This is a genomic window from Shewanella sp. POL2, from assembly GCF_000282755.1.
In the GTDB taxonomy this organism is placed as follows: domain Bacteria; phylum Pseudomonadota; class Gammaproteobacteria; order Enterobacterales; family Shewanellaceae; genus Shewanella; species Shewanella xiamenensis.
Genome location: NZ_AKZL01000001.1, coordinates 23,637 through 40,900, shown reverse-complemented (window position 1 = coordinate 40,900; position 17,264 = coordinate 23,637). Strand labels below are relative to the sequence as shown.

Genomic DNA, 17,264 nt, shown 5'->3' with positions numbered 1-17,264 from the left:
TTAAAGAGGCGAAGACAATACTGTGAGTGATTTATTAAGCCAAGACGAAATTGATGCGCTCTTACACGGGGTCGATGATGTCGAAGAGGATGATGAGCTTGATGCCGCTGGGCAGGAGGCTCGTTCCTACGATTTTTCTTCCCAAGATCGGATTGTGCGTGGTCGTATGCCCACGCTCGAAATTGTTAATGAGCGTTTTGCCCGTCACCTGCGGATCAGCATGTTTAACATGATGCGTCGCGCGGCCGAAGTGTCGATCAACGGCGTGCAAATGCTCAAGTTTGGTGAGTACGTACATACCCTATTCGTCCCAACCAGTCTGAACATGGTACGTTTCCACCCCCTAAAAGGTACTGCGCTGATTACCATGGAAGCGCGACTGGTATTTATTTTGGTGGATAACTTTTTTGGTGGTGATGGCCGTTTCCACGCCAAGATTGAAGGGCGGGAATTTACCCCCACTGAACGGCGTATTGTGCAGTTATTACTTAAAATTATCTTTGAAGATTATAAAGATGCTTGGGCACCCGTGATGGATGTGGAGTTTGATTATTTAGACTCCGAAGTTAACCCAGCGATGGCTAACATTGTCAGTCCAACTGAAGTTGTTGTCATTAACTCCTTCCATATCGAAGTGGATGGTGGTGGCGGTGATTTCCACATCACGATGCCATATTCGATGATTGAGCCAATCCGCGAATTACTCGATGCGGGCGTACAGAGTGATAAACAAGATACCGATATGCGTTGGTCGCAGGCGCTGCATGACGAGATTATGGACGTTAAAGTAGGCTTTGATGCCACCGTGGTTGAGCACGAACTCACACTCAAAGATGTAATGAACTTTAAGGCTGGGGATATTATCCCTATTGAATTACCAGAGTACATTATGATGAGAATTGAGGACTTACCGACTTACCGCTGTAAAATGGGACGTTCACGAGATAATCTAGCACTTAAAATTTACGAAAAAATCCCTCGTCCTGAGACGGTCAAATCCGAATTACAATTAGTGACGCGTAAAGGCAAAGCTAGAGACATATCAGAATTATAAAGGTGGAGTGAGATGAGTACAGATGATGATTGGGCAGCAGCGATGGCCGAACAAGCTCTGGAAGAGGCTAATGCCGTTGATCTTGATGAGCTAGTGGATGACTCACAGCCGATTAGCAAGGCAGAAGCGGCTAAGTTAGATACCATTTTAGATATACCTGTGACGATTTCGATGGAAGTTGGTCGCAGCTTCATCAGTATCCGTAACCTGTTACAGCTGAACCAAGGTTCAGTAGTTGAGCTCGACAGAGTTGCAGGTGAACCGTTGGATGTGATGGTCAATGGCACGCTTATCGCCCATGGTGAAGTGGTGGTGGTAAACGATAAATTTGGTATTCGCTTAACAGATGTAATTAGTCAGACTGAGCGAATTAAAAAGCTTAAGTAATATCACTCATTAAGAAAAAGCCTGAAGGAGCGAGATGAGCACATCGGTAATTCTCAATGCCGCGTCAGCAGCTCAGGCGAGTGTCGCTGAAGTGGCCACCCAAGGTGCAGTGGCGACAGCAAAAGTGACTGAGCCATCACAAATGGCAGCAGCGGCGAGTATGCTCGGTGGGCTTATTTTAGTTCTGTTGCTTATTTTCGCCTTAGCTTACCTGCTAAGGCGATTTAATTTAGTGCCAACCAATCATAGTGTGCTCAAAACCCTTGCAGTAACATCCCTTGGTCAGAAAGAGCGCCTTGTTTTAGTTCAAGTGGGTGAACAGCAGTATTTACTTGGCGTGAGTGGGCAACAAGTTAATTTAATTGATAAATTAGCTGAGCCTATCGAAATTGAGTCCGTATCTTTTGCGGACAAGCTACGGCAGGCGAAATTAAAACAATGATGAAGTACATACTCACTTTTATAGGGATCAGTGCACTGATGTTTGCGACCTCGGTAGGCGCTGCCGATGGTGTACTGCCTGCGGTAACCGTAAAAACCGCCGCCGATGGTTCGACCGAATATTCGGTTACCATGCAAATCCTATTGCTAATGACTTCGCTGAGTTTTTTACCCGCCATGGTCATTATGTTGACGTCCTTTACCCGCATCATTGTGGTGCTCTCCATTTTGCGCCAAGCGATTGGTTTACAGCAGACTCCGTCTAACCAAGTCTTAATCGGTATGAGCCTGTTTATGACCTTTTTCATTATGGCGCCAGTGTTCGACAAAATTTATGACCAAGGGGTAAAACCTTATATTGATGAACAGCTTACTCTGCAACAGGCCTTCGATAAGGGCAAAGAGCCATTACGGGCATTTATGTTAGGGCAAGTGCGTACCACGGATCTCAAAACCTTTATCGATATTTCGGGTTACCAGAATATTAATTCACCCGAAGAAGCACCAATGAGTGTGCTTGTGCCTGCATTTATCACCAGCGAGCTCAAAACGGCCTTTCAAATTGGTTTTATGTTGTTTGTGCCTTTTTTAGTACTCGATTTAGTGGTTGCCAGTATCTTAATGGCCATGGGGATGATGATGCTCTCGCCTATGATTGTGTCATTGCCCTTTAAAATTATGCTGTTTGTACTTGTTGATGGCTGGGGGCTTGTGATGGGCACCTTAGCCAATAGCTTTGGTTAGACAGGCGGAGTACTGAGATGACGCCAGAAGCGCTGATCGATATTTTTCGCGAAGCTCTAGCTGTTATTGTGATGATGGTTTCGGCTATTGTTCTGCCTGGGCTCGGCATTGGCTTAATTGTGGCGGTATTCCAAGCTGCGACCTCAATTAACGAGCAAACTTTAAGTTTTTTACCTCGACTTATTGTGACCTTGCTTGCTTTGATGTTAATGGGTCATTGGTTAGTACAGACCTTAATGGATTTCTTTATTGAAATGGTTAACCGTATTCCTCAAGTGGTAGGTTAATCCCATGGAGTTGCTGCTTGATACGTTAATGCAAACCATTGCTTCGTATATGTGGCCACTGTTTCGAGTCGCCAGTATGCTGATGGTTATGGTGGTGTTTGGCGCGGCAACAACTCCCACTCGTGTGCGTTTACTTCTTGCTATTGCCATAACCCTCGCAATAGCCCCCGTGTTGCCGCCCGTTAAGGATGCAGAACTCTTTTCCTTAAGCGCCGTTTTTATTACTGCACAGCAAATTATTATTGGTGTTGCCATGGGTTTTGTGACCCAAATGGTGATGCAAACCTTTGTGTTAACGGGTCAGATTATCGGCATGCAGACCAGCTTAGGTTTTGCCTCTATGGTTGATCCGAGCTCAGGACAACAAACTCCAGTGATTGGTAACTTCTTCCTGTTGCTCGCAACCTTAATTTTTTTAGCTGTTGATGGTCATCTGTTGATGATCCGTATGCTTGTGGCCAGTTTTGATACACTGCCGATTTCTAATGTGGGATTAACGTTGACCAGCTATCGCGCGTTGGCGGAATGGGGGTCTTATATGTTTGGCGCGGCATTAACTATGTCGCTGTCAGCAATTATCGCGTTATTGGTAGTCAATTTATCCTTTGGGGTTATGACCCGCGCTGCACCACAGCTAAACATTTTTTCGATTGGTTTTCCGATTACGATGATCGGTGGATTGTTAATTTTATGGTTAACCTTAACTCCTGTTATGGCTCATTTCGATGAAGTATGGTCATCGGCACAGCTTTTGCTGTGTGATATTTTAGGGCTTCAGTGTCAAGCCGATGGCATACTTTAACCGGATAGGAACGCGTAATGGCTGAAGAAAGTAGCGGCGAACGCAGCGAGGAACCCACCGGGAGGCGCCTCGAACAGGCGCGGGAAAAAGGTCAGGTTGCCCGTTCCAAAGAATTAGGTACGGCCACAGTTCTGCTTTCGGCTGCAACAGGACTGTATATGCTCGGTCCTGGTATTGCAAAAGCACTTTCCAATGTGTTTGAACGTGTGTTTACCATGGATAGAGCTGCAATTTTTGATACTAATCAAATGTTTAATGTCTGGGGCGTTGTCGGCGGCGAAATAGGTTGGCCGTTGCTTAAGATTATGCTGCTGATTGTGGTGGTGGCATTTATCGGAAACGTGTCCCTTGGTGGAATGAATTTTTCTACCCAAGCCATGATGCCTAAAGCCAGCAAAATGAGCCCGATTGCGGGTTTTAAACGGATGTTTGGTGTGCAAGCCTTGGTTGAATTAACAAAGGGCATTGCTAAGTTTTCTGTTGTTGCGTTGGCGGCATATTTTCTTCTAAATCATTACTTTAATGATATTTTACTCCTTTCTGCCGATCATCTTCCTGGGAATGTCTACCACGCCTTAGATTTACTGGTATGGATGTTTATCCTACTTTGCTCTTCCGTATTATTCATTGTGGTAATCGATGTGCCATTTCAGATCTGGAACCATAATAAACAGCTGAAAATGACTAAGCAGGAGGTCAAAGACGAGTATAAAGATACCGAGGGTAAACCTGAGGTCAAAGGGCGAGTCCGCCAAATGCAGCGTGAATTAGCGCAGCGACGCATGATGGCCGAAGTTCCCAATGCGGATGTGATTGTGGTGAACCCTGAGCACTATGCAGTGGCGATAAAATATGATGTTAAGCGCTCTGCAGCACCGTTTGTGATTGCTAAGGGCGTCGATGAGGTTGCCTTTAAAATTCGTGAGGTAGCAAGGGCGCATAATATAGCCATCGTTACTGCACCACCACTTGCGCGGGCGATTTACCATACCACTAAACTTGATCAACAAGTCCCTGAAGGTCTATTTACCGCGGTAGCACAGGTACTCGCTTATGTATTCCAGTTAAGGCAGTATCAAAAAGGGCGTGGCCGCAAACCTATCCCTATCCCCGTTAATCAACCTATTCCTGAAGATCTGAAGTACTAGTAACGATAGATGTTTCAGTATTATTTTTGCAGTTAAATGCAGCCATCAGGAATCGTCTTGTAAGCCCTTACTCTTACTTTCTGTCATAAAAGCTGCTCGTCATTTGAGTAGAACAACCACACATCTTTCTTCGTTTCGGCCAGAATGAACAAAATGTAATCTTGAAATCTCAGCAAGTCCTAGTAACGAGTAAATAGTGCTCTAACGTAAAGTTAGCTAGCTACATATTAGCTTCACTACCTGATTGTTAGTTGTTGGCGTGCTTTTTGCTTTTAGGCTGTTATACGTCAAAGTTTAGGTATCTGTGAATGGATGTTAAAGCCTCCCTAGGCCAAATAAAACAGTTGAAGCTAAGCTCTTTTAAGGGCATTGGTACGCCAGCGCTAGTGCTTGCAGCATTAGCGATGATTGTACTGCCAATTCCCCCGTTTCTACTCGACATCTTATTTTCCTTTAACATTGCTTTAGCCTTGATTGTGCTTTTGGTCGCGATTTATACCGATAGACCTTTAGACTTTGCTGCCTTTCCAACCGTTTTATTAGTTGCGACACTGCTTCGACTTGCACTTAACGTGGCATCGACCCGTGTGGTATTACTCGAAGGTCACAACGGTGGTGATGCGGCGGGTAAGGTCATTGAAGCCTTTGGCTCCGTAGTGATTGGTGGTAACTATGCCGTTGGTCTAGTTGTATTTATCATTCTGATTATTATCAACTTTGCTGTTGTTACCAAAGGTGCTGGCCGGATTGCTGAGGTGAGTGCTCGCTTTACCTTGGATGCGATGCCCGGTAAGCAAATGGCAATTGATGCTGACTTAAATGCGGGCATCATTAATCAAGATCAAGCCAGAACTAGGCGGGCTGAAGTCACCCGCGAAGCTGACTTTTATGGCGCAATGGACGGTGCGTCTAAGTTCGTTAAGGGCGATGCTATCGCGGGTATCATGATTTTAGTGATCAACATTCTCGGTGGTTTTATTATCGGGATTGTGCAGCATGGTTTGACATTCTCTCAAGCGGTTGAAATTTATACCCTCTTAACAATAGGTGACGGGTTAGTCGCCCAAATCCCAGGCTTATTACTGTCAATTGCTGCGGCATTGATGGTAACTCGCCAAAATGAATCTGGCGATATGGGTCAGATGTTGATGAGTCAGATGTTTGACAGTCATAAATCGCTAGGGATTGCTGCTGGCGTATTGTTCGTTATGGGGATTGTGCCTGGAATGCCGCACATGGCGTTTTTAAGTTTCGCCGTTTTAACGGGATGTGCGGCTTATTTTATATTTAAACGTAATGAGGCTAAACGTGCCAAAGCCCTCGAACAAGTCAAAACGGGCCCAACGGAAAGAGCCGAAAGAGAGCCTAAGGAACTTAGCTGGGACGATGTGCATCATGTTGACACTATCGGTCTTGAAGTGGGTTACCGTTTAATCCCCTTAGTCGATAAAGGTCAAGGTGGAGAATTACTCAGCCGGATCAAAGGTGTACGTAAAAAGCTTTCGCAAGAATTGGGATTCTTGGTTCCTGCGGTTCACATACGTGACAATTTAGACCTTTCGCCTAATGCCTATCGTATTTCTCTTATGGGCGTTGTTGTAGGGGAGGCGGATATTCGCCATGACTGCGAGCTCGCCATTAATCCGGGACAAGTGTACGGTAAGTTAGATGGCATTGAGACCCGTGATCCTGCCTTTGGTCTCGAAGCCGTGTGGATTGCCCCTGAGCTGCGTGAACATGCCCAAACCTTAGGGTATACGGTAGTGGATGCCGCGACGGTAGTGGCAACTCATATCAGCCAAATATTGACGAATAATGCAGCAAAACTTTTAGGTTACGAAGAAGTGCAACAACTGATGGATATGCTTGCTAAACACTCGCCTAAGTTGGTGGATGGCTTTATTCCTGATGTGATGCCGCTCGGAAATGTCGTAAAAGTGATGCAAAACCTATTAAATGAAGGAGTTTCTGTCAGAGACTTGCGTACCATAGTGCAAACTTTGTTAGAATACGGCACTAAGAGTAACGATACTGAAGTGTTAACTGCGGCGGTGCGTATTGCATTGAAGCGCATGATCGTTCAAGAGATCTCTGGCCCTGAACTCGAAATCCCCGTCATAACTTTGGCGCCAGAGTTGGAACAGATGTTGCATCAATCAATGCAAGCAACGGGTGGAGATGGTCCCAATATCGAGCCAGGTCTTGCGGAGCGTATGCAACAATCCTTAGCGGATGCCGCTCAAAAGCAAGAAATGGTCGGACAGCCTGCCATTTTGCTAACGTCTGGTATGTTACGTGCGACCCTGTCTCGCTTTGTTAAATATACTATTCCTAATCTCAGAGTGATTTCTTACCAAGAAATCCCCGATGAAAAGCAAATACGCATCGTATCTGCCGTCGGCCAGTAGAGGACGCATAAGTGAAGATTAAACGTTTTTTTGCCAAAGACATGCGTGCTGCACTGGCCCAAGTGAAGGACACGCTCGGCTCCGATGCGGTGATTATGTCCAATAAAAAGGTGAACGGCGGTATTGAGATTGTCGCTGCCGTTGACTACGACGAGCCAAAAGCGAAAGCGCCTGCTGCGACTCCGACCTTTATGGATGTGAGTGATGACTTAGTTTCGCTCGGTGCCAAAGCGCCTATCCGCGCTGAAACTAAGCTAAAACCCTCGGCGCCAGCGGACTCACTCCAAGCCTTGCTTGAGAAGCAACAAAATCGTTTAAACCAACAACTCACGCATCAACAACAAGATGCAGAGCTTCCTGCATGGGCTAAAGGATTACAAGCTACCGCAGCTGCGCCTAAAGCTGAGCGCCGTGATATGGGCAATCCCTTCGATAAAAAGTCACAAAGTTCGCAAAAGCAAAATGCCGATCTTGAAGCCATGCGCGACGAGTTATCATCCTTACGTAATTTGTTGACCCATCAGGTTTCAGCATTGATGACTGAGCATAAAAAGCGTATCGACCCTGTCGGTGCCATGCTGGAGTCAAAGTTGTTGGAGGCCGAGTTTTCACCAGCGGTGGCAAACAAATTAGCTGCGCTGAGCCAACACTATACTCCTGCAGAATTAGTTCGTGCACTGCCGCAAAGTCTTGCGAATATGCTTGATAATCAAGGTGATGATATTGTTAAGCAAGGCGGTGTTGTGGCATTAGTTGGTCCCACTGGAGTGGGGAAAACCACTTCCTTGGCTAAACTGGCCGCACGCTTTGCTGCTCACCATGGTGCTGACCAAGTGGCATTGATTACCACAGATCATTATCGTATTGGCGCCTATGAGCAATTGGCCACCTATGGCAAAATCATGGGCTGCCCAGTCAAACAAGCCCATGACCTTGCTGAACTAGAGCAAATTCTGTATCAGTTTAGAAATCGCAAGCTAGTATTGATAGATACCGCGGGTATGGGCCAACGAGATATGCGGCTTTACCAGCAACTTGATAATTTAACTGCAAATAGCAGAATACCTATCCGCAGTTATCTGGTACTGTCTGCCACAGGACAGCGCCGCGTGCTGCAAGATGCTGTAAATCACTTTAAACGCATTCCCTTATCTGGTGTTGTACTCACCAAACTTGATGAATCTGTGTCTTTAGCGGGCGCATTAAGTGTGTTGATCCAAAGTGGATTGCCATTAAGTTATGTTACGGATGGGCAGCGAGTGCCCGAAGATATGAAAGTTGCTGATACTTTGATGCTCGCTGAGCAAGCATTAGCGGCCTTAGAAAACACAGAACAACAATCGTTACCAGACACAGCGTGGTCAGATAATATGACCTGTGCATTTGAGTAGAGTTATGACCCTGGATCAAGCAAGTGGTTTACGTATGATGAATCAACCCTATAACGAAAAAGTGAAAGTAATCGCGGTTACGGGTGGTAAAGGTGGTGTGGGTAAAACCAGCGTATCCATCAATACTGCCGTAGCATTAGCCGAGAAGGGCAAGCGTGTCTTAGTGCTTGATGCTGACCTTGGCTTAGCAAACGTCGATGTCATGTTAGGGATCCGTGCTGAACGTAACCTTTCCCATGTATTGTCTGGCGATGCTGAGTTAGATGACATTATTGTCCGGGGGCCTAAAGGTATTGGGATTGTGCCAGCCACATCGGGTACTCAGGGCATGGTTGAGCTAAGTCCTGCGCAACATGCGGGCTTTATTCGTGCTTTCAGTGAGATGCGCACCCAGTTTGATATCCTCATCGTGGATACTGCCGCGGGGATTTCTGACATGGTACTCAGTTTCTCCCGTGCGTCACAGGATGTGTTGGTTGTTGTTTGTGACGAACCAACGTCTATTACTGACGCCTATGCGTTAATCAAAATCCTCAGCCGTGAACACGGCGTCTTCCGCTTTAAAATTGTTGCAAATATGGTGCGTAGTTTACGCGAAGGTATGGAATTGTTTGCTAAACTCAGTAAAGTGACCGACAGATTCTTGGACGTGGCACTTGAATTAGTTGCGACCATTCCATTTGATGAAAATTTGCGTAAATCGGTTCGCAAGCAAAAGTTAGTGGTTGAAGCTTATCCTAAGTCTCCCGCTGCGATTGCTTACCAAGGTCTAGCGAATAAAATTATGAGCTGGCCAGTACCACAGCAACCTGGTGGGCATTTGGAGTTTTTCGTTGAGCGCTTAGTTCAACGACCAGATTTTCAAGAGGAAAAAACGAGTGAATAAAGCCGCAGCGTATACTTGTTTAGACAATAAAACGTCAATCGTTGAACAGTATGCACCGTTGGTTAAAAGAATTGCACATCACTTGCTCGCCAGATTACCTGCCTCTGTGCAGTTAGATGACCTGCTACAGGCGGGGATGATGGGATTATTAGAAGCATCATCTAAGTTTGATGGCGGTAAAGGTGCAAAGTTTGAAACCTTCGCCGGCATAAGGATCCGTGGCGCCATGTTGGATGAAATCCGCCGTGGCGATTGGGTTCCTCGTTCTGTCCACCGAAATAATCGTCGAGTTGCCCAAGCCATTGATGAATTAGAGCAAGTGCTAGGTCGTGATGCGCGCGACACAGAAATTGCAGAAAAACTTGATATGACGCTCGATGAGTACCATCATATTCTTAATGATGTTTCTGTTGGTAAAATCATAGGGATAGAAGACTTAGGCGTATCACAGGATATACTCACTACAAGTGATGATGTTAGCGATGGTACGTTTGAGGTCTTGGCAGAAACCCAGTTTCATTCTGCACTTGTTGAGGCGATAAAATTATTGCCCGAAAGGGACGCGCTAGTGCTATCGTTATACTACGATGAAGCATTGAATTTAAAAGAGATTGGCGCCATTCTTGAGGTAAGCGAATCGCGTGTTAGCCAGATATTAAGTCAGGCAATGTTGCGACTCAAAGGCAAACTCAAGCATTGGACATAAGTATAATTATTAATTGAGCACTGAATGTCAGCTCACCGGAGGAAACCTTGGACAAGAATATGAAGATTCTCATCGTTGATGACTTTTCGACAATGAGACGTATCATCAAGAACTTGTTGCGAGACTTGGGCTTTAACAACACCCAGGAAGCGGACGATGGCTCAACCGCCTTGCCAATGTTGCAAAAAGGCGATTTTGATTTTGTCGTTACAGACTGGAATATGCCAGGCATGCAGGGTATCGATTTACTTAAAGCCATTAGGGCCGATGACTCCTTGAAGCATCTACCGGTATTAATGGTCACTGCCGAGGCAAAACGTGAACAAATTATTGCTGCTGCACAAGCGGGTGTGAATGGGTATGTGGTAAAGCCTTTTACCGCAGCAACATTGAAAGAGAAGCTAGATAAAATATTTGAACGACTCGCTTAAGCAGGGATGAGCTATGAAGTCACATACATCAGGGCTCATCACGCTCGAGCATGCTCAGCGTTTAGTCGAACTGTTAAGCGCGAATGAACAAAATCAAGCTGATGATTTATTAAGAGAACTGGCAGCTCCTCTTCAGAGGGAACTTTTTGATGAGGTAGGCAAACTCACTCGCCAATTGCATAGCGCTCTTATGGATTTCCAAATCGATAATCGGTTAGTTGAGTTAGCCAATACAGAAATACCCGATGCTAAGGAACGGCTAAGTTATGTCATTGACATGACTGAACAAGCTGCAAATAAGACTATGGATGCTGTTGAGGAGTGCTTGCCGTTAGCGAATGCATTAACCGCGAACATCCAACAAGTGATGCCATCGTGGGACAAATTAATGCGTCGTGAAATTGCCCTCAGTGATTTTAAGGTGCTTTGCCATAACGTTCAGCATTTGATGTCGCGAAGTGAATTGGACTCAAACCGATTACGCGAATTGCTCAACCAAATATTGATGGCGCAGGATTTTCAAGACCTGACTGGACAAATGATCCGCAGGGTAATCGATCTAGTGATGGAAGTTGAAAGTAATCTGGTGTCTATGCTGACGGTGTTTGGTGAGCAGCCAATGATTGAGAGTCAGATTACTCAGAAAAATAATATTGAAGCTGAAGGGCCGATAATGAATGCCGAGCTTCGTCAAGATGTAGTAACAGGTCAAGACGAAGTGGATGATCTGCTATCGAGTCTGGGTTTCTAACTGGGAGTCAATTTGATGGCCTTTGATGTAGATGAAGAGATACTCCAGGACTTTTTAATCGAGGCGGGGGAAATATTAGAGTTGCTTCAAGAGCAGCTTGTTGCCCTTGAGAATAATCCTGATGATACTGACTTGCTAAATGCCATTTTTAGGGGGTTTCACACCGTAAAGGGCGGCGCAGGTTTCCTAAGTTTGACTCCCATGGTTGATGTCTGCCATGAGGCAGAAAACACATTCGATTTATTGCGTACTGGCAAGCGCAGTGTCACAGCAGAATTAATGGATATTATTCTTCAAGCTGTTGATGCGATTAACACCATGTTTGCTCAAACCCAGCAGGGAGAGCAACAAGATCCTGCTGATGCTGCATTACTTGCAAAGTTAAAGTTACTTAGTTCTGGTGAGCCTCTGCCGTCAGAATTAGGACAAACTGCGTCAGAGCCTCAATCTATTGCTGAGCCCGAACCCGAGTCCGTTATTGAAACTGTTGTTGACGTTGTCGCAGTTGAAGAGATGCCTGTTGAGGCTGTGAGTTCTTCAAACTCAAGTATTGATGAGATTAATGAAGCGGAGTTTGAGGCTTTGCTTGATGCACTGCACGGTAGTGGAAAAGGTCCCGGTGTGACTAACACTACTCATGCTGATGTTGTGGCAGCACCCACTGCGTCAACTCCCTCTGTATCAAATACAGCCAAGCCTAAAGTACAACAAGCTACCAGCTCGGGTGATGATATCACTGACGATGAGTTTGAAGCCCTGCTTGATGAGCTTCATGGTTCAGGAAAATTTAATGGCAAAGTAGATACACCTATATCACCTCAGCCTAAGGTTGAAACTGTTGCTGTGCCAGTGTCAACACCAACACCAACTGCTGTTGCTGTCGATTCAGACGAAATTACTGACGATGAATTTGAGCGTTTACTCGACGAACTTCATGGAAAAGGTGGGGCACCAGCCAAAGCTGTTGCAAAAGTGGAATCTGCGAAACCGACTCCCACTCCTGCCACATCTGCTGCGGCTCCTGCTGTGCCTAAAGCCAGTGTTACTCCTGTAACCACTCCAGCGGTTAAACCTCAGGCCGAAGTTGCGCTCGCCGAGAAGGCTCCTGTTAAAGCTGCCGCTGCCGCATCAGCAAATGTTCCTCAAGGTGAAACGACCGTTCGCGTAGATACTGCACGACTCGACCAAATCATGAATATGGTGGGAGAGCTAGTATTAGTACGTAACCGTTTGGTGAGTTTGGGCATTAGTCGTGATGACGAAGAGATGTCTAAGGCACTCGCGAATCTAGATTTAGTGACTGCTGATTTGCAAGGCGCGGTCATGAAAACCCGTATGCAGCCTATTAAAAAGGTTTTTGGCCGTTTCCCTCGCGTTGTTCGTGATTTAGCCCGTACGCTCAATAAAGAAATTGATTTAGTGTTGGTCGGTGAAGAAACTGACCTTGATAAAAACTTGGTTGAGGCGCTGGCGGATCCTTTAGTTCACTTGGTCCGTAACTCGGTCGACCATGGTATTGAAATGCCAAATGACCGTGAAGCCTCTGGCAAACCCAGGACGGGGACGATTACTCTATCGGCAAGCCAAGAGGGTGACCATATTCTGCTAAAAATCGAAGATGATGGCGCAGGTATGGATCCCGAAAAGTTAAAACAAATTGCCATTAAACGTGGCGTGTTGGATGAAGATTCCGCTGCGCGTATGACGGACAATGAAGCTTATAACTTGATCTTTGCCCCAGGCTTTTCGACCAAGGTCGAGATTTCAGATATCTCTGGTCGTGGCGTGGGAATGGACGTGGTTAAAACCCGTATCACCCAACTCAACGGTACTGTGCATATTGACTCGATGAAAGGCAAAGGCACCATACTTGAGATTAAAGTGCCGTTAACCTTGGCAATTATGCCAACGCTTATGGTTGATGTTGCGAAACAAGTTTTTGCATTACCTTTATCCAGTGTTAATGAGATTTTTCATCTCGATCTTACCAAAACCAATATTGTTGACGGACAACTCACTGTCATCGTTCGCAACAAGGCCGTGCCGCTCTTCTATCTAGAGCATTGGTTGCATCGAAATAAAACTACCTTCAAACATGGTGACAAGAAACATGGTCATGTTGTGATAGTGCAGTTAGGTATGATGCAGATCGGTTTTGTTGTGGATGCACTGATTGGCCAAGAAGAGGTGGTGATTAAGCCACTGGGAGCCTTGTTGCACGGTACGCCAGGTATGGCTGGGGCAACGATTACATCCGATGGTGGTATTGCGCTTATCTTGGATGTTCCTGGGTTATTAAAGCATTATGCGAAAAATAAAAGTTAGTTCCCAAGTTAAGGAATGGAATGGCCATTAAAGTATTAGTCGTTGATGACTCAAGCTTTTTTAGACGACGTGTTAGTGAAATAGTCAATCAAGATCCTGAACTGGAAGTGATCGCGACGGCTGCTAACGGGGCTGAAGCAGTGAAGATGGCTGCTGAGCTTAATCCCCAAGTAATCACTATGGACATTGAAATGCCTGTCATGGACGGTATCACCGCCGTCCGTGAAATCATGGCAAAGTGTCCAACCCCGATTCTGATGTTTTCATCGTTAACCCATGATGGCGCTAAGGCCACCTTAGACGCCCTAGATGCGGGTGCGTTAGATTTTTTACCTAAACGTTTTGAAGATATCGCGACCAATAAAGATGAAGCGATTTTGTTATTGCAGCAAAGAGTCAAGGCTCTTGGTCGTCGTCGAATTTTCCGTCCAGTGGCGCGTCCTAGCGTTGCCCCAATTACCCCAAGACCAAGCACGGGCTCGGTATTAGGGAATGTGACCACACCTGTTCAAAGTGCTCCTGCGCCAGTGCGCACGTCACCTGTATCGTCCATTCGTGCTAGTGGTAAACAATACAAATTATTGTTAATTGGTACGTCGACGGGGGGGCCTGTCGCCTTACAGAAAATTTTGACTCAGTTTCCAGCAAATTATCCGCATCCTATTTTGCTGATCCAACACATGCCAGCCGCTTTTACTCCAGCATTTGCGAATCGTTTAAATGGTTTATGTAAAATCGAGGTAAAAGAAGCGGCAAATGGCGATATTTTGCGTCCAGGTTTTGCGTATCTAGCGCCAGGTGGAATGCAGATGATGGTAGAGCGTACAGGCGTCACAGGCCGAATAAAAGTGCTCGCTGGTAGTGCTGAAATGAATTATAAGCCTTGTGTCGATATCACTTTTGCTTCAGCCTCAAAAGCCTACGGTGGAGATGTGCTTGCGGTAGTGTTAACTGGAATGGGAGCTGACGGCCGAGAAGGAGCACGCATGCTTAAAGCTGCTGGTGCGACCATTTGGGCGCAGGATGAAGCGAGTTGTGTCGTTTATGGCATGCCTCAAGCAGTGGCTAGTGCGGGAATTGCCACTCAATCCATTTCATTGGAGCACATGGCTGAGTCGATTTTAAAAGAGTCTGCACGTGGCTAGCAGCAAGTCACAGATAAGCACAAATATTGTGCTTATTATGGTGCTAATGATGATGACGATAGTTTGTCTTGGTGCCTTAAGTTTCGATTATCATCGAAAAAACATAAAATTGCTTGCTGATGTTAAACGCTTAGCATCGACCCAAGTCGTGCTCATGGTGCCTGATGAGCAAGCTAAGGTCATTGCTGATTGGCTTGCCACACACCCAGAACAAACTAAGGCTATGCTAAAAATGGTGGCGCCTGGTGAACATAATGCAGTGACTCTTGGGCCAGAAATGCCAGCGGCGGGTAGTAATAATATTCCGCCTTTACTTGAAAAAGTGCCAGAGATGGATAAACAACAGTTATCCTCTCAGTCACCTGCTGAATCATCAGTCTCTTTGCGTTTGCAAAATGAAGCAGCATTGACAACAGAGGTTCGACAGGAGTCGACTCAAGTTCCTGTGGTGATTTCGGAAAATGCCGACGGTGTTAAGGTGATAAGCCTGCCTAACGGTGGCATAAGAGTCACGACGAGGGAGGAAGAGTAACGTGGTGGGCCGCGTAATCATTCCACTTGTAAATGGCACAGAATCAACATTTAAGAGGTCAGTGCTTTGAAAGTCTGGACCATAGCGAATCAAAAAGGTGGGGTCGGTAAAACCACTTCGGTAGCAAGTTTAGCGGGAGCACTCGCTAAACGGGGTAAGCGCGTCTTGATGATTGATACCGATCCTCATGCTTCACTCGGTTACTACCTTGGGGTTGACTCAGAAGAGGTGCCCGGTTCTCTTTTTGATGTATTTGTTGCGCACAATCATCTTACAAAAGAGCTGGTTAAATCGCATATCGTACCAACTTTGGTGGATGGTTTAGATTTATTACCGTCGACTATGGCGCTAGCAACACTGGATAGAGCTTTAGGCCATCAAGAAGGCATGGGACTTGTCTTACGTAATTTGCTTGCCCTTGTTGCTGATGAATATGATGTTGCCATCGTCGACTGCCCGCCCGTCTTAGGTGTGCTGATGGTGAATGCGTTAGCCGCAAGCCAACATATTGTCATTCCTGTGCAAACAGAGTTCTTAGCGATTAAAGGGCTGGAGCGCATGGTCAAAACTATGGAAATCATGGGGCGGTCAAAGAAGACTCGTTACAGTTATACCGTAGTCCCAACCATGTTTGATAAGCGTACTAAGGCATCTCCTGCTGCGTTGCAGGTGTTGAGTGAACAGTATGGTGAGAGTCTATGGCGTGATGTTATTCCTGTAGATACTAAGTTTAGAGATGCAAGTTTAGCGCATTTACCCGCCTCCCATTATGCAAGCGGTTGTCGTGGTGTAAAGGCCTATGAAAGATTATTAGATTTTCTTTTAGCTGGGGAGTTTGGCCATGTCAAAATCGGTTGATGAAACTGTTTTTGATTTTTTTGAATTATTATTGCACGAAGATGATAGTGCCTTTGGTGCTCCCCCAATTAAATCTCAAGAAAATGTTGCGACCACTTTTGATAGCAGTAAAAAAACGGAAACTCAGCAGCTCAATAATGCCATTTTGGCAGAGCATGAGCGGTCTAAAGCGGATGTTAAAGCTACTCTAGAGCCTGAAGTACAACCTATTCGGGCAAAAAGCATTGTTACTGTCTCCTCTAAGGAAAGTGCTGAGCCGTTAGTGAATAAACAGTCGCTAGAACGACTGCTTGCGCCAGTCCTAAAAGCGGAAGCTACAGTTGTTGATAAGCCAACGGAGGTTATCGAGCAACCTTTACCAGCACCCAAGCAACCTGTAGTAATAACGGTGGCTGATGTCGATGAGACTGCGAATGTTGCGCCGACGCAAGTCGATAACTTATCGACTGTGCCCGACACTCAAGTCGGCTTTGCGCCTCCAAGTGTGACAAAAGATCTGCAAGAAGTACTCGATGATGAGTTTCAAGTACTATTCTTTAAGGTAGCCGGGTTGACGTTAGCGGTTCCATTAGTCAGTCTCGGTGGTATCGTCAAAGTAGAACGGATTAATCATATTATTGGTCGTCCTTCTTGGTTCCTTGGTGTACAAACTCATCGAGAAGAACAGTTAAATCTAGTGGATACCTGTGCGTGGGTTATGCCAGAAAAATACACAGATAAACTGGCGCAATCGGTAAATTATCAATATCTTGTATTATTAGAGGGCAGTAATTGGGGATTAGCTTGTGAGTCCCTGCTTAATGCAGTAAAAATTACCAAATCGCAAGTAAATTGGCGCAGCAAAGCAGGGAAACGTCCTTGGCTAGCTGGTGTGGTTAAAGAACAAATGTGTGGCATTTTGCACGTACAAGCCTTAGTTGAAATGCTTGATGCGGGTTTAGGCTGTCAGGACTCCATTGGTTGAGGTA

The 17,264-nt window shown here is 45.7% G+C and carries 18 protein-coding genes; all 18 read left to right on the top strand.

Annotation, left to right across the window (positions count from 1 at the left end):
- The first annotated feature begins 22 nt into the window (after positions 1–22).
- The 18 genes from fliM (at position 23) to SHEWPOL2_RS00110 (ending at position 17,260) form a co-directional block, all read left to right on the top strand.
- Positions 23–1,054, top strand: a complete 1,032-nt coding sequence (fliM, locus tag SHEWPOL2_RS00195) for a flagellar motor switch protein FliM (protein WP_037420356.1) — start codon at positions 23–25, stop codon at positions 1,052–1,054.
- A gap of 12 nt (positions 1,055–1,066) precedes the next feature.
- A complete protein-coding gene (fliN, locus tag SHEWPOL2_RS00190; protein ID WP_037420360.1) occupies positions 1,067–1,441 on the top strand; it encodes a flagellar motor switch protein FliN in 375 nt (124 codons plus the stop codon).
- A gap of 34 nt (positions 1,442–1,475) precedes the next feature.
- Positions 1,476–1,883: a flagellar biosynthetic protein FliO gene (gene fliO, locus SHEWPOL2_RS00185; RefSeq protein WP_037424769.1), complete on the top strand. Its 408-nt coding sequence runs from the start codon at positions 1,476–1,478 to the stop codon at positions 1,881–1,883.
- A complete protein-coding gene (fliP, locus tag SHEWPOL2_RS00180; protein ID WP_172588141.1) occupies positions 1,883–2,626 on the top strand; it encodes a flagellar type III secretion system pore protein FliP in 744 nt (247 codons plus the stop codon). Before fliO ends, fliP begins: the two co-directional genes overlap by 1 nt.
- A gap of 17 nt (positions 2,627–2,643) precedes the next feature.
- Positions 2,644–2,913 (top strand): flagellar biosynthesis protein FliQ, encoded by a 270-nt coding sequence (gene fliQ, locus SHEWPOL2_RS00175; RefSeq protein WP_037420368.1) that lies wholly within the window; start codon positions 2,644–2,646, stop codon positions 2,911–2,913.
- 4 nt (positions 2,914–2,917) lie between these two features.
- Positions 2,918–3,715: a flagellar biosynthetic protein FliR gene (gene fliR / locus SHEWPOL2_RS00170; protein ID WP_037420371.1), complete on the top strand. Its 798-nt coding sequence runs from the start codon at positions 2,918–2,920 to the stop codon at positions 3,713–3,715.
- Between the two features lie 17 nt (positions 3,716–3,732).
- A complete protein-coding gene (gene flhB, locus SHEWPOL2_RS00165; RefSeq protein WP_037424768.1) occupies positions 3,733–4,863 on the top strand; it encodes a flagellar biosynthesis protein FlhB in 1,131 nt (376 codons plus the stop codon).
- Positions 4,864–5,171: 308 nt separating this feature from the next.
- Positions 5,172–7,271, top strand: a complete 2,100-nt coding sequence (flhA, locus tag SHEWPOL2_RS00160) for a flagellar biosynthesis protein FlhA (RefSeq protein WP_037424762.1) — start codon at positions 5,172–5,174, stop codon at positions 7,269–7,271.
- An 11-nt stretch (positions 7,272–7,282) separates the two neighbouring features.
- On the top strand, positions 7,283–8,662 hold the full coding sequence (gene flhF, locus SHEWPOL2_RS00155; RefSeq protein WP_037420382.1) for a flagellar biosynthesis protein FlhF: 1,380 nt from the start codon (positions 7,283–7,285) through the stop codon (positions 8,660–8,662).
- Between the two features lie 4 nt (positions 8,663–8,666).
- Entirely contained in the window at positions 8,667–9,548 is an 882-nt protein-coding gene (locus SHEWPOL2_RS00150) for a MinD/ParA family protein (protein ID WP_037424759.1), read from the top strand.
- The gene (locus SHEWPOL2_RS00145; RefSeq protein ID WP_037424757.1) at positions 9,541–10,254 is read left to right on the top strand and encodes an RNA polymerase sigma factor FliA; all 714 of its coding nucleotides are present in this window, start codon (positions 9,541–9,543) and stop codon (positions 10,252–10,254) included. Before SHEWPOL2_RS00150 ends, SHEWPOL2_RS00145 begins: the two co-directional genes overlap by 8 nt.
- A gap of 47 nt (positions 10,255–10,301) precedes the next feature.
- On the top strand, positions 10,302–10,685 hold the full coding sequence (gene cheY, locus SHEWPOL2_RS00140) for a chemotaxis response regulator CheY (protein ID WP_007649667.1): 384 nt from the start codon (positions 10,302–10,304) through the stop codon (positions 10,683–10,685).
- A 13-nt stretch (positions 10,686–10,698) separates the two neighbouring features.
- Entirely contained in the window at positions 10,699–11,436 is a 738-nt protein-coding gene (locus SHEWPOL2_RS00135) for a protein phosphatase CheZ (protein ID WP_037424753.1), read from the top strand.
- A 15-nt stretch (positions 11,437–11,451) separates the two neighbouring features.
- Entirely contained in the window at positions 11,452–13,761 is a 2,310-nt protein-coding gene (locus SHEWPOL2_RS00130) for a chemotaxis protein CheA (protein ID WP_037424749.1), read from the top strand.
- 20 nt (positions 13,762–13,781) lie between these two features.
- Positions 13,782–14,906: a chemotaxis response regulator protein-glutamate methylesterase gene (locus SHEWPOL2_RS00125; RefSeq protein ID WP_037424746.1), complete on the top strand. Its 1,125-nt coding sequence runs from the start codon at positions 13,782–13,784 to the stop codon at positions 14,904–14,906.
- A gap of 13 nt (positions 14,907–14,919) precedes the next feature.
- The gene (locus SHEWPOL2_RS00120) at positions 14,920–15,438 is read left to right on the top strand and encodes a hypothetical protein (RefSeq protein ID WP_037420561.1); all 519 of its coding nucleotides are present in this window, start codon (positions 14,920–14,922) and stop codon (positions 15,436–15,438) included.
- A gap of 66 nt (positions 15,439–15,504) precedes the next feature.
- Positions 15,505–16,296 carry a ParA family protein gene (locus SHEWPOL2_RS00115; RefSeq protein ID WP_037420395.1) on the top strand — a complete coding sequence of 264 codons (792 nt, stop codon included), beginning with the start codon at positions 15,505–15,507 and terminating at the stop codon, positions 16,294–16,296.
- The gene (locus SHEWPOL2_RS00110) at positions 16,280–17,260 is read left to right on the top strand and encodes a chemotaxis protein CheW (protein ID WP_037424742.1); all 981 of its coding nucleotides are present in this window, start codon (positions 16,280–16,282) and stop codon (positions 17,258–17,260) included. Before SHEWPOL2_RS00115 ends, SHEWPOL2_RS00110 begins: the two co-directional genes overlap by 17 nt.
- Positions 17,261–17,264 lie beyond the last annotated feature (4 nt).